This is a genomic window from Delftia sp. CH05 (assembly GCF_009827015.1).
GTDB classification, from domain to species: Bacteria; Pseudomonadota; Gammaproteobacteria; order Burkholderiales; family Burkholderiaceae_C; genus Comamonas; species Comamonas tsuruhatensis.
In genome coordinates this window covers 58,373-71,838 of record NZ_WUMG01000022.1, presented here as the reverse complement: position 1 = coordinate 71,838, position 13,466 = coordinate 58,373, and the positions used below count along the sequence as shown (strand labels likewise).

Here is a 13,466-nt window from a genome sequence, read left to right as displayed (position 1 = left end):
CCGGTCAGGCAGCCGCTGCGGCCGTGGTGGACTCGATGCCGAAGTCCTGGGGGTAGTGGGTCAGAGCCGAGCGCACGGGATACGGCGTCATCCCGCCCATGGCGCACATGGAGCCGTGCTGCATGGTGTCGCACAGGTTCTCCAGCAGGGCCACCTGGCTGGCGTGGGCGGCAGGGTCGCTGCCGGCACGCACGATGCGGTCGATGACCTCCACGCCGCGCGTGGAGCCGATGCGGCAGGGCGTGCACTTGCCGCAGGACTCGATGGCGCAGAACTCCATGGCATAGCGCGCCAGCTGCGCCATGTCGGCCGTGTCGTCATGCACGACGATGCCGCCGTGCCCCACCACATTGCCCTTGGCGGCATAGACCTCGTAGTCCAGCGGCGCATCCCAGTCGGGCGGCGCCACATAGCTGCCCAGCGGGCCGCCTACCTGCACGGCCTTGACGGTGCGGCCGGTGGCCGTGCCGCCGCCGAAGTCTTCCACCAGCTCGCGCAGGCTCAGGCCGAAGGCCTTTTCCACCAGGCCGCCGCGCGCAATGTTGCCGGCCAGCTGGAACGGCAGCGTGCCGCGCGAGCGGCCCATGCCGAAGCCCTGGTAGAAGGCCGCACCGCGCGCCAGGATCAGCGGCACCGTGGCCAGCGTGATCACGTTGTTGATCACCGTGGGCCGGCCCCACAGCCCCGCTATGGCCGGCAGCGGCGGCTTGGCGCGCACGATGCCGCGCCGGCCCTCGATGCTCTCCAGCATGGCCGTTTCCTCGCCACAGACATAGCTGCCCGCGCCCTTGCGCACCTCCATGTGGAAGGCCCGCCCGCTGCCGGCCACGTTGCGGCCCAGCCAGCCTGCGGCCTCGGCACGCGCAATGGCTTCGCGCAGGGTGGCGATGGCATGCGGATACTCGCTGCGCACATAGACCAGGCCCTGCGTGGCGCCCACGGCCAGGCCAGCAATGGCCATGCCTTCGATCAGCGTGTAGGGATCGCCTTCCATCAGCAGCCGGTCGGCGAAGGTGCCCGAGTCGCCCTCGTCGGCGTTGCAGGCAATGTACTTTTGCGGCCCCGCTGCGGCGGCCACGGTCTTCCACTTGATGCCGGCCGGAAACGCCGCACCGCCACGGCCGCGCAGGCCCGAATCCAGCACCTCCTGCACGATGGCCGCGGGCTCCATGCGCGCCGCGCGCTCCAGCCCCTGCCAGCCGCCATGGGCTGCGTAGTCGGACAGGTCCAGCGGGTCGATGACGCCCACGCGCGCAAAGGTCAGGCGCTCCTGGCGCGCCAGGTAGGCAATGGCCTCGGTCAGTCCATGGCACAGCGCATGGCTGCCGCCCTGCAGCATTCCGGCATCGATCAGGCCCGGCACCGCATCGGCCGTGACCGGGCCGTAGGCCACGCGGCCTTCGGGCGTCTCGACTTCCACCAGGGTTTCCAGCCACAGCAGGCCGCGCGAGCCGTTGCGCACGATCTGCACCGCAAGGCCGCGCGCCGCGCACTCGCGCTGCAGGGCGCCGGCCACGGCGTCGGCCCCCACGGCCAGCGCGGCGGCATCGCGGGGCACATAGACGCGCACGCCGGGGCCTGCCCCTGCTCCTGCCTCTGCCCCTGTCCCTGCATGCGCAGGCTGGGCCACCGGCTCGCCGGCCTGCTCCGGCTGGCGGCATTGCGCGATGAGTGCATCCAGTCCGTTGGCCGAGACATGCGCATGGGGCTGGCCATCGAGCATCACGGCAGGCGATGACGCGCACAGGCCCAGGCAGTAGACCGGCTCCAGCGTGACGGCGCCATCGGCACTGGTTGCATGCCCATGCCCATGCCCACTCGATCCGCAGCCCAGCGCCTGGCCTGCGTGGGCCAGCAGCGCGTCGGCACCGCGCGACTGGCAGGCCTCGGCGCGGCAGACCTGCAGCACATGGCGGCCCGCTGGCGTGCTGCGGAAATGGGGGTAGTAGGAGATGACGCCATGCACCTCGGCACGCGAGAGGTTCAGCGCATCGGCGATGCGCGGCACGGCGGCTTCGGGGATATGGCCCAGCATGTCCTGCACGGCGTGCAGCAACTCGATCAGGGGGCCGGGGCGCAGGGCGTGGACGGCAATGGCGTGCTCGACGGCCTCGCGCTCATGGGCGCCGAGTGCGCTGCCGGCAACAGCAGCATTGAGGACGGCAATGGGAATGATCTTCCCTTGTGTGGCTGGCATGGGTGTCCCTGCTGGCTTTCGTTGTGGGGAGCGGCGCGGTCCGGTCCGCTGGCGCTTTGTCTCTGATGCCCATTTCAAGCCTTGCCGGGCAAGCCGTCAAATTCAAACGGATGATTGCGCCATTCAATCGGCAAATGAGCCGCCGGGCAGTGCTGCGCCTGCTGCCCGGGCCTTGCGGATGCCGCAGCCAGCGCGGGTTTGCGCCACTTGGCAAATGCGCCCGGCTTGTCGCAAATCACACGGTATTTGGTGTGAATTTTGATAAGCTCACGCGCACCATGAACCACCCGCCATCAGCCATGACGCCACAGGATGGCTATCATTTTTCAGACCAGATCGGCCACCTGCTGCGGCGTGTCTATCAGCGCCACACTGCACTCTTCCAGCAATACATTCCCGACTCGCAGCTCACGGCCGCGCAATTCGTGGTGCTGTGCTCCGTGCGCGACAACAGCGGCAGCTCGCTGGCCGACATCGTCAAGGCCACCGTGATCGACCAGGCCACCATCCGCGGTGTGGTGGACCGGCTCAAGCAGCGCGAACTGGTGCAGGTGGACCATGACCGCATCGACCGCCGCAAGGTCGTCATCAACCTCACCGAGGCCGGCCAGGACCTGGTGCGCGACATGGAGCCCTTCGCCAAGCAGATCACCGAAAGCACCTACGGCAAGCTCAATCCGGCCGAGCGCCTGGCGCTGGATTTTTTGCTCAAGAAGATGCTGGAAGGTGGCGAGGCCGACTGAGCCGTTGCAGCCTCCCCAAAAACAAAGGCCAGAAGGACAAATCCTTCTGGCCTTTTTGCTGAACCGACCTTTCAGTCAGCTCAGGCCGTCATCAATCCAGCGCCCGGTTGCGCGATTCCACATCCACGGCCCAGATCGACAGGGCGCCGCCCACCAGCATGGCAGACAGCACGGCCAGGGCCAGGGTGAAGTGGGTGGCCATGATGGGCGCAATGATGGCCGGGGCGAACAGGCCGCCGAAGCGCGCCACGGCGCCGGCCATGCCCATGCCGCTGGCACGCAGGTCGGTGGGGTAGACCTCGGGAGTGAAGGCATACAGCGCGCCCCAGGTGCCCAGCAGCGAGAAGCTCATCAGCAGGGTGGAGCCGATGACCACGAAGGGCGACGAGCCCAGGCTGTAGAACATACAGCCGACGGCGCTGAGCAGCAAAAAGCCGATCAGCGTGGGCTTGCGGCCCCAGCGCTCCACGCCATAGGCCGACAGCGCAAAGCCGGGCAGTTGCACCAGGGCCAGCACCACCAGGAAGACCTGGCCGCGCATGAAGGCGAAGCCCTCGCTGCTGAGCTTGACGGGCAGGTAGACGAAGACACCGTAGTAGGCGATGGAGATCAGCGCCCAGGCCAGGAACAGCGAGAGGCTGCGGCGGCGCAGGTCGCCGTTGAACAGCGCGAGGATGGATTTGCGTTCCTGCTTTTCAGGCTGCAGGGCGGGGATTTCCGCCGTGGTGCCGTTGACCTTGGCCACCCGCTGCAGCACCTTGCGGGCCTCTTCGGACTTGCCGTTGCGGTTGAGGAACATGGGCGACTCGGGGATGTAGAAGCGCAGCACCACGCCGATCAGCGCCGGCAGTCCGGTCACGAAGAAGATCACGCGCCAGGCATCGTCACCCCAGGACACGGCCACCAGCGCCAGGATGGCCAGGAAGATGGTGCCCACGGCCCAGAACGATTCCAGCAGCACCAGCCAGCGGCCGCGGCGGTCGCTGGGCAGGAACTCGGCCATCATGGTGTAGTCCACGGGCAGCGTGCCGCCCACGCCGATGCCGGTGATGAAGCGCAGCACCAGCAGCCAGGCGAACTCGGGCGCAAAGGCCGAGGCCACGCCCGCGAAGGCATCGATCACCACGGCCATCATCAGCACCGGGCGGCGCCCGATGCGGTCGGCCAGGCGGCCGAAGACGAAGGCGCCGATCAGCATGCCGATGAAGAAGAAGGTGCCGGTCTGCAGCGCCTCGGGCACGGTCTTGCCGAAGGTCTTGGCAATGGACGGCGCGCTGAAGCCGATGGACAGCACCTGCATGGCGTCGGCCAGCCAGACCAGCCCGAAGATGACGAACAGCCGATATTGGAACTTGCCGACACCCGCTGTCTGGATGCCTTTTTCCACCGAAATGTATGTAGATGACATGCAGGGACTCCTTTTCTAGCCATCGCAATTGTTGAATCTGTCTTTTCCCAGGCAAGGCCGTTCAGCTTGTGTTGCCGTCTCCTGCCGTGCCTTCCACCCTTCACACATCCGGAGCGAACCGCTCCCTCGGCGCCATCTCCATGGCCCGATGAAAAATTTCCGGATGTCGGTCTCTGCATCCGGGCGATGGGCGCATTGCGGACAGGCTGCACATCGACAGCGCCGTCCGTTGTTGCCCATCACCCGTCCCCAGCATCAGATGTCAGGACCCAGGCCCTGGAGAGATTCCAGGGCAAGGTGTCCATATCCGCGGCATCGCCCATGCCGCCGCCCATTGCTGCCCATTGCCGCCCTCAGTGCGCATGCGCCTGTGCCTGCATGCGCAGCCGGTTAATCGTCTTCGTGTCGTCTGGCCAAGCTTTTTCCTCCGGTGCAAATCGTTCGCGCAAATATCCGAGCAGGTCCGCGATCTGCCTGTCGTCCAGGCTGTCCCCGAAGCCGGGCATGTAGCCCAGCGCATCGTCGGCCGGCGCCTGTATGCCGTTCAGGATCACCTGGACCAGGTTGTCGGGGCTGGCCGCATGCAGGTTGGTGTTCAGGGCCAGCTGCGGCTTGACGCCGAACAATGTGGGACCGCTGCCCGCCTCATGGCAGACGGCGCAGGCGTTCTGGTAGATGCGCTCGCCATTGGCGTGGCGGTCCAGGGCCATGGCAGGTGGCGCCGCAGGCGCCGCCGCCTGCACGGCGGCCGGCGCCGGTGCCGGCATGGCCGGGGCGGCCTGGGCGGCCTGTGGTGCCTGTGGGGCCTGGCCCGGCAGTTCCATCAGATAGGTGGCCATGGCGCGCACATCGGCTTCGGGCAACTGGGCCAGGCCGTGGATGACGGGCGCCATGGGGCCGGCCGCCACGCCGTGGCGGGCCGAGAAGCCGGTGCGCAGGTACTGGTATAGCTCTTCGCGGCTCCAGGGCAGCTTGCCCCCGGCCAGTTGATTGAGCGCGGGCGCCGTCCAGCCTTCGGCCTCGCCGCCGCCCAGGTAGTGGATGCCGGTCTTTTCCGCACCCAGCGCATTGCGCGGCGAGTGGCAGGCCGCGCAGTGGCCCGCGCCTTCGACCAGGTAGGCGCCCCGGTTCCATTCGGCGCTGCGCGCGGGGTCGGCCTTGAAGGGCGTGGCGTCGTGGAACAGCAGGTTCCAGCCCGCCATGGCCGGGCGCAGGTTGTAGGGGAAGGCCAGCTGCGTCTCGGGCGCCTTGGCCTTCACGGCAGGCTGGGACATCAGGTAGCCGTAGAGGGCCTGCAGGTCGCCATCGCTGAGCTTGGCGAAGGCCGTGTACGGGAAGGCCGGGTACAGCTGCCTGCCATCCTGGTGGATGCCGTGGCGCATGGCGCGCTCGAAGGCCGCGTAGGACCAGCGGCCGATGCCGGTTTCGTTGTCGGGCGTGATGTTGGTGGAGTAAATGGTGCCGAACGGCGTCTCCAGCCCGAAGCCGCCGGCATTGGCCGCGCCGCCCGGGGCCGTGTGGCAGACCACGCAGTCGCCCGCAGCCGCCACCAGGCGGCCGCGCTCCAGGGCCTGCGGCGAGTACAGGGAAACGTCGGGCCCGTCGGTCAGCGGCAGGGCTGGCTTCAGCGGCCAGGCCATGGCCGCCATGCCGGCAAGGCCTGCGGCGCCTGCGGCCAGCCAGCCCCAGCCGCGCCCGGGCTTTGCCATGGAGGGCTTGCCCACCCCCTGGTCCGCCCCCTCGCCCGCCAGCGCCAGGCGCAGCTGCTCGGGCTGGAAAGGCACTTCGCGCAGGCGCACGCCTGTCGCATGGTGAATGGCGTTGGCAATGGCGGCGGCGGCGGGCAGCGTGGCCACGCCATCCAGCGCCAGATCGCCCTGGCGGATGACCGCGACATCGCCGGGCGCATGCTGCGCCAGGTCGGAGCCGGGCTTGGCGATCACATCGAAAGAAGCAGCGGAAGCTGTGGACCCTGCCCAGTCGTCAAAAGCGGGGGCCGCGCCCAGCAGCCGGCGCGCGTCGGCCAGCAATTGCGGGTCCTGCTGGACGATCTCGGGCCGGGTGCTGGCGGCCTGCGCCGCCTGCAGGCTGCGGCTGTCATGGCCGGCCACGACGCGGGTCACTTCGATCTCGCCCGTTTGCGGGTGCACGGCCACCTCGGCCACCCAGGCGCTCCAGGCATGGAGGTCGGCGCCCTGCGCGTCCAGGGTCTGCAGCTGGGCGGTGGCAAAGCCTCGGCCCAGCAGGCGGCCATCGGCGCCCTGGTGGGACGGTGCCTGCTGCGATGCCTGCGCACGCTCGGCCACCTCCTGCGCCAGATCGCGCACCGGGCCTTCGGGCAGGTGCTGCAGCCGCCATTGCAGCGGGTCACGGCCCTGGTCCAGCGCCTGCTCATGCCAGTGGCTTTCGCGGGCAAAGACCTGGGCGGCATTCAGATCATCGACGCCGGCATGCCGCAGGCTGGCGGCCAGCCTGCGTTCATGCACTTCGCCGGCATCGAGCACGGTGGCCAGGGCCGCGGCGCGCGCCAGCTCGGGCTGGCTCAACAGGCGCGCCATGCTGGGGCGCACGGCCCAGGGCGTGTCGGACAGCAGCAGGTCTGGCTGCGGCGATGCATTGCCCGGCTGAGGCTGCACCGCCGTGTCGGCTTCAAGCCCTTGCGAAGGCTGCGCATCCATGCGCAGCACCAGCTCCCGGCTGTCTGCGCTGCCTGCAGCAGTCCAGGCCTCGCAGGCCACGCTGACAGGCCGGCCCACGGCCTGGGACAGCAGGGCCGCATCGGCCGCAGCGTCCATGAGATCCAGCACATGCGGGGTGCCGGCCGCCGTGGCTGGCAGGCTGAACAGCCGCAGCGCGGACTCGGGGCATTGCAGCAATGCTGCCAGTTCTCGGCCGATCATCTGCCGCACATCCGCGTCGCAGGGCGGCAGCCAGACGCTGGCATGGCCGTCCAGGCACCACACGGCTGCGCGTGCGGCACCCTCGCAAGACGCGGGCGCCGCCATGCGCCAGACATAGCGGCCGGCATCGGGCAGGTCGGCCTTGCCAGCCTTGTCGGCTCTGTCGGCAGCACGGGGCGCGCTGGCGGCCCTGGCTTCCTGCCGGTCATCCCAGGCAGGGGCCAGGCTGGCAGCGGCCTGCCGGGCATGGACAGGCGCCACGGCCACCACACCCAGAAAATGCCCGCGCTGCACCGCAGCCACCACGCCGGCCATGGCCTGGGCGTCCTGCAACCGTGCATGCAGGGGCACGCTGCCCCGGTAGCGCAGACCGTCCCAGGCCGCGACGGGCGGGCGCAGCGCCAGGCCGTGCAGCAGGTCGGAAGGCAGGGCGGGAGTGTTGCCGGCCGGGCTCATGGCTGGACCTCGCCCGCGCTGGAAGATGGAAAACCGGGGGGCGCCTGCAGCGCGGCGCGTTGCGCACGCAGCTGCACGGCGCGCAGGGCGGCCTGCATGATTTCCACATGTGTGCCGCAGCGGCACAGGTTGTGGTGCAACTCGTTGCGCAGCTCCTGCTCGGTGGGATTGGGGTTGCGGCGCAGCAGGGCCTCCACGGTCATGATCATGCCGTTGAGGCAGTAGCCGCACTGGGCCGCCTGGCAGTCGATGAAGGCCTGCTGCGTGGGGCCGGGGCACTGGCGCGAGCCCAGGCCTTCCAGCGTGGTGACCTCGCGGCCCACGGCCGCCCGCACGGGGATCACGCAGGAACGCGCGGCCACGCCATCGATCAGCACCGTGCAGGCGCCGCATTCGCCCAGGCCGCAGCCGTACTTGGGCCCGTTCAGCTCCAGGTCATTGCGCAGCACATGCAGCAGCGCCGTCCCGGGCGCTGCCGGCACCTCGCATGCGCGTGCATTGACCTGCAGGCGGATGGGGCTGGGTGTACTGCTTGGATGGACTGGGGTTCCCATGGGACGAGGCTCTTGCAACTTGGCTGCGGTTCAGGATGTCGGCGTTCTGCGGCCGGACAGGAGGGGGGGATTCCCTCCCCTCCCCTCGTCCGGCAAGGCAGCGAGTATCAGGCCGCTGCCTTGACCTTGGGCTCGACCAGGGGCACGTTGAACACGTCGTAGCCGAAGCACCAGGACGGATCTTCGTTGGTGCGCAGCCAGGTGTTGTCGTGCGAGATGCGCTGCACCTTGCTGGCGCGCTCGGCACGGTTGGCTTCGTACAGGGCGAAGGCCAGCTCATGGTTGTGCGCGCCGACTTCCTTGAGGCAGCGCGCCAGCATGGCGCCGTCCTCGATGGCCATGGCCGCACCCTGGGCCATGTGGGGCTTCATGGGGTGGCAGGCATCGCCCAGGAGCACCAGGCGGCCACGGCTCCACAGCGGCAGCGGATCGCGCTCGAGCAGCGACCACTTGGTCACTTCCACGGTGGCGTCGATCAGTGCCTGCACGGTGGGATGCCAGCCCGAGAAGGCCTCGCGCATCTCTTCCTTGCTGCTTTCCAGCCAGCGGTCGTTGAGATCCCACTTCTCGACGGGCACGCCGGTCACGTAGTACAACTCGTCGGCCTTGCCGGTGACGAAGTAGGTCATCATGTGGCGGTCATCGCTCCACCATTTCACGCAGGCGTCGAAGGGCAGCATGCCGGCCTTGACTTCGGGCGTGGGGAACACGGCGCGGTGGGCCAGGTAGCCCGCGTACTTGGGCAGCTCCGGGCCCAGCAGTTCCTCGCGGATGCGGGAGTTCACGCCATCGGCGCCGATGACGATGTCCGCCTCCTCGGTCGTGCCGTCCGCGAAGTGCATGACCACCACGTTGCCGCGGTCCTCCACCTTGGTCAGGAACTTGCCGTAGGCCATCACGCTGTCGGGCAGGGCCTCGACCAGCAGCGCATGGAAGTCGCCACGGTGCACGGTCAGGTAGCTGGCGCCGTATTCCTTGACGGCGTAGTCGCCCAGCGGAATCTGGGCCAGCACGTCGCCCGTCTGCCAGTGGCGGCTGTACCAGTAGTCGGGATGCGAGCCCTGCTCGTTGAGCGCGTCCTCGATGCCGATGCGGCGCAGGATCTTCATCACATTGGGCCCGACGTGGATGCCGGCTCCCAGGCGCGAGAAGCTGGGCGCCTGCTCATAGACGCGGACATTGAAGCCTTCCTGGAGCAGCAGCTTGGCAGCTGCAGCCCCGCCGAGACCGGCGCCGACAACGGCGATTCGAGGGGATTGAGACACAGTTTTCTCCTTGCAGGAATGTTGAAAGCCAGACGGGGCAACCGTTGCTTCGGCGCGTCCTTGCAGGGTGTAGAGCAGGAAGCGTGCCAGGCAACAAAACACTTAATTCAGGTGTATGCGCTTGAATTTTTCAAATCGACGCATGCACCATAGGGCGGCAGAATAAATTGAAGTTCGCCATTTTTGGTGCAATTTCTGCACCAAATCAGTACAAACCCCGAGAAAATTCTCATTTGCAAGGCGGCACGTCTTTTGCAAGAATAAAGCGTACACACTCAGTTGATTCTGATCAGAAACCCTCGAAACTTCGCAAAGGCAAGTCCATGACCAAAACGTTCCGCATCGGCCAGATCGTCCCCAGCTCCAACACCACCATGGAGACCGAAGTGCCTGCCATGCTGCAGGCCCACTCCACGCTGCGCCCGCAGGACCGCTTCACCTTCCACTCCAGCCGCATGCGCATGAAGAAGGTCCAGAAGGAGGAGCTGGCCGCCATGGACGCCGAAAGCGACCGCTGCGCGCTGGAGCTGAGCGACGCGCGCGTGGACGTGCTGGGCTATGCCTGCCTGGTGGCCATCATGGCCATGGGCAAGGGCTACCATCGCGTCTCGCAGCAGCGCCTGACCGAGCGCACGGCCAGCAATGGCGCCACCGCCCCGGTGATCACCAGCGCCGGCGCGCTGGTGGAGGCGCTCAAGGTCATGGGCGCCAAGAAGATCGCCCTGGTGGCGCCCTACATGATTCCGCTGACCCAGCTGGTCATGGACTACGTGGCCGCCGAAGGCTTCGAGATCGTGGACTGGCGCGCGCTGGAGATCCCCGACAACCTGGACGTGGGCCGCCACGACCCCGCCAAGCTGCCCGGCATCGTGGCCGGCATGAACTACGCCGACGCCGACGTGATCGTGCTGTCGGCCTGCGTGCAGATGCCCTCGCTGCCGGCCGTGGCCCAGGTCGAGGCCCAGACCGGCAAGCCCGTGCTGACCGCCTCCATCGCCACCACCTATGCCATCCTCAAGGAACTGGGGCTGGACCCCGTGGTGCCGGGCGCGGGCGCGCTGCTGTCGGGCGCCTACCCCTACGACACCGGCACCAGCGCAGCCAAGGCCTGAGGAACACACGCATGACCAGCCACTCCAGCTCCCCCACCCCCAGCACATTCCGCTACGGCGGCAACGTCCACGCCAACGGCATCCGCCAGCACTACCTGCGCTACGGCGGCGCAGAGGGCGAACGCGCGCAGCGCGACGCCGTCATCCTGATCCCCGGCATCACCAGCCCGGCCGTGACCTGGGGCTTCGTGGCCGAGCACCTGGGCCGCCAGTTCGACACCTATGTTCTGGACGTGCGCGGGCGCGGCCTGTCGTCCTCCGGCCCGGGCCTGGACTACAGCCTCGATGCCCAGGCCGCCGACGTGGCCGCCTTCGCCCAGGCCCTGGGCCTGCAGCGCTGGGCGCTGGTCGGCCACTCCATGGGCGGGCGCATCGCCGTGCGCGCCGCGCGCAGCCAGCCGGTGGGGCTCACGCGCCTGGTCATCGTCGATCCGCCGGTCTCCGGCCCCGGCCGCCGCGCCTACCCGGCCGCCCTGCCCTGGTATGTGGACTCCATCCGCCAGGCCACGCTGGGCATGGATGCCGAGGCCATGCGCGCCTTCTGCCCCACCTGGACCGAAGAGCAGCGCCAGCTGCGCGCCCAGTGGCTGCACACCTGCCACGAGCCGGCCATCGTGCAGAGCTTCGAGGACTTCGGCCGTGACGACATCCATGCCGACCTGCCCCGCATCCAGCACCCGCTGCTGCTGGTCACGGCCGAGCGCGGCGACGTGGTGCGCAGCGAGGACGTGGCCGAGTGGCAAGGCCTGGCACCCCAGACCGAGCATGTGCGCGTGCCCAACGCCGGCCACATGATCCCCTGGGACAACGAGGCCGGCTTCTACGCTGCGCTCGGCGATTTCCTCGGCGCAAGCATATGCCCCCCCTGAGCGGCTGCGCCGCTTCCCCCAGGGGACGACACCCTCGCTGCGGGGCGGCCCTTGCTTGGTGTCTCTGGCGCAATTCACGCGCCCACCACCCATATCCCAGTCAATCAAGGAGCCGACCATGTCCGTCAGCGATATCGATCTGATCCACGCCTGGAAGCAGGTGCTCACGCTGTCCCGGCTCGAAGCCGGCCAGACCGTCACCGTGCTCACGGGCGCCGACACGCACCCGCAGACGCTGCGCTGCGCCATCGCCGCCTCCAGCGAAATGGGTGCGCGCGTCAACCGCCTGGACCTGCCGCCCGTCAACGCCGAAAAATCACTGAGCCGCGACTCGCTGGCCTACCTGGGCACGACGCCGCTGACCGGCAACCCCGCCGCCATCGCCGCGCTCAAGGCCAGCGACCTGGTGCTGGACCTGATGACGCTGCTGTTCTCGCCCGAGCAGCACGAGATCCTGCAGACCGGCACCAAGATCCTGCTGGCCGTCGAGCCGCCCGAGGTGCTGTGCCGCCTGGTGCCCACCGAGGGCGACCGCGCGCGCGTGCAGGCCGCGTCCAAGCTGATCGAGGCGGCCGGGCAGATGCACATCACCTCGGCCGCGGGCACCGACCTGCGCTGCCGCCTGGGCAGCTTCCCGGCCATCTGCGAATACGGCTTCGTGGACCAGCCCGGACGCTGGGACCACTGGCCCAGCGGCTTCGTGCTGACCTGGCCCGACGAGGGCGAGAGCAACGGCCGCGTGGTGCTGGACCGGGGCGACATCCTGCTGCCCATGAAGGACTACGTGACCGAGCCCATCGAACTCGTCATCGAAAAGGGCTACGTCACGCGCATCAGCGGCGGCCTGCAGGCCGACATCCTCAAGGAGTACATGGCCTCCTACGAGGACCCCGAGGCCTATGCCGTCTCCCACATCGGCTGGGGGCTGCAGCCGCGCGCCCACTGGTCCATGCTGGCCCACTACAACAAGGAAACCCACATCGGCATGGACGCCCGTGCCTTCGAGGGCAACTTCCTGTGGTCCATGGGCCCCAACAACGAGGCCGGGGGCAGCCGCACCACGGCCTGCCACATCGACATCCCCATGCGCCACTGCTCGGTGGCGCTGGACGGCAAGCCCACGGTCATCGACGGCGTGGTGCAGGACGAGGAAGGACTGGCGCGCGCCGCCAAAAGGTCCAAGCAAGGAAAGGACATCGCATGACAACCGCCACCACCAGCACGCAGAGCGTTCCCACCGAGGGCGTGCAGGGCGACATCTCTGCCTACGCACGCCAGGGCTTCGGCACGCCGCTGCCGCTCAAGGCCCCGTTCGGCCTGCTCATCATCGACTTCGTCAACGGCTTTGCCGACCCGGCCGTCTTCGGCGGCGGCAACATCCCCGAAGCCATCGCGCAGACGCAGCACCTGCTGGCCCATGCGCGCGAGCGCGGCTGGCCCGTGGCGCACAGCCGCATCGTGTTCTCGGACGACGATGCCGACCACAACATCTTCTGCCTGAAGGTGCCCGGCATGCTGACCCTGAAGGAAGACAGCCCCAACAGCGCCATCGTGCCCCAGCTGGCCCCGGCCGCTGGCGAATACGTGGTGCGCAAGAGCACGCCCTCGGCCTTCTTCGGCACCATGCTCGCACCCTGGCTGGCCCAGCGCGGCGTGCAGACCCTGCTGGTGGCCGGCTGCGTGACCAGCGGCTGCGTGCGCGCCAGCGTGGTCGATGCCATGCAGTCGGGCTTTCGCCCGCTGGTGGTGGCCGACTGCTGCGGCGACCGCGCCCTGGGCCCGCACGAGGCCAACCTGTTCGACATGGCCCAGAAGTACGCGGCCGTGATGCCGCTGGGCCAGGCCATCGCCGACACCGACGCCCTCGCCGCAGGTTGATCCCACCGCGCCAACGCGCCTATGGAGCCGGCCCTGCGCAGCCGGCCCCGGAGTGCATAACATGCACAGGGCACGCCTGAAGGC

General features: G+C 68.6%; 10 protein-coding genes. 5 read left to right on the top strand and 5 right to left on the bottom strand.

Features of this window, described 5'->3' with window-relative positions; translation table 11 throughout:
• Positions 1–4: 4 nt before the first annotated feature.
• Positions 5–2,197, bottom strand: a complete 2,193-nt coding sequence (locus tag GRX31_RS17760) for a formate dehydrogenase subunit gamma (protein WP_160853991.1) — start codon at positions 2,195–2,197, stop codon at positions 5–7.
• A 299-nt stretch (positions 2,198–2,496) separates the two neighbouring features.
• Here GRX31_RS17760 and GRX31_RS17755 point away from each other — a divergent pair, with 299 nt between their 5' ends.
• On the top strand, positions 2,497–2,940 hold the full coding sequence (locus tag GRX31_RS17755) for a MarR family winged helix-turn-helix transcriptional regulator (protein WP_016449026.1): 444 nt from the start codon (positions 2,497–2,499) through the stop codon (positions 2,938–2,940).
• A 91-nt stretch (positions 2,941–3,031) separates the two neighbouring features.
• On the opposite strand, the gene GRX31_RS17750 is transcribed toward GRX31_RS17755, so the two are convergent.
• The 4 genes from GRX31_RS17750 to GRX31_RS17735 all read right to left on the bottom strand — a co-directional run bounded on the left by GRX31_RS17750 (position 3,032) and on the right by GRX31_RS17735 (position 9,523).
• The gene (locus GRX31_RS17750; RefSeq protein WP_012203781.1) at positions 3,032–4,348 is read right to left on the bottom strand and encodes an MFS transporter; all 1,317 of its coding nucleotides are present in this window, start codon (positions 4,346–4,348) and stop codon (positions 3,032–3,034) included.
• A gap of 353 nt (positions 4,349–4,701) precedes the next feature.
• Positions 4,702–7,704: a cytochrome c gene (locus GRX31_RS17745; RefSeq protein WP_160853989.1), complete on the bottom strand. Its 3,003-nt coding sequence runs from the start codon at positions 7,702–7,704 to the stop codon at positions 4,702–4,704.
• Entirely contained in the window at positions 7,701–8,258 is a 558-nt protein-coding gene (locus tag GRX31_RS17740) for a (2Fe-2S)-binding protein (protein WP_016454170.1), read from the bottom strand. Before GRX31_RS17740 ends, GRX31_RS17745 begins: the two co-directional genes overlap by 4 nt.
• Positions 8,259–8,365: 107 nt before the next feature.
• A complete protein-coding gene (locus tag GRX31_RS17735; RefSeq protein ID WP_012203778.1) occupies positions 8,366–9,523 on the bottom strand; it encodes an FAD-dependent monooxygenase in 1,158 nt (385 codons plus the stop codon).
• 323 nt (positions 9,524–9,846) lie between these two features.
• Between GRX31_RS17735 and GRX31_RS17730 the strand changes: the two genes are divergently transcribed.
• From GRX31_RS17730 to GRX31_RS17715, 4 genes are all read left to right on the top strand, one after another.
• A complete protein-coding gene (locus tag GRX31_RS17730) occupies positions 9,847–10,635 on the top strand; it encodes a maleate cis-trans isomerase family protein (RefSeq protein WP_012203777.1) in 789 nt (262 codons plus the stop codon).
• An 11-nt stretch (positions 10,636–10,646) separates the two neighbouring features.
• Positions 10,647–11,504, top strand: coding sequence for an alpha/beta fold hydrolase (locus GRX31_RS17725; protein WP_160853987.1), 858 nt, complete (start codon positions 10,647–10,649; stop codon positions 11,502–11,504).
• Positions 11,505–11,622: 118 nt separating this feature from the next.
• Positions 11,623–12,708, top strand: coding sequence for a hypothetical protein (locus GRX31_RS17720; protein ID WP_012203775.1), 1,086 nt, complete (start codon positions 11,623–11,625; stop codon positions 12,706–12,708).
• The gene (locus GRX31_RS17715; RefSeq protein WP_016454168.1) at positions 12,705–13,382 is read left to right on the top strand and encodes an N-carbamoylsarcosine amidohydrolase; all 678 of its coding nucleotides are present in this window, start codon (positions 12,705–12,707) and stop codon (positions 13,380–13,382) included. The genes GRX31_RS17720 and GRX31_RS17715 overlap by 4 nt, the downstream gene beginning before the upstream one ends.
• Positions 13,383–13,466: the final 84 nt, after the last annotated feature.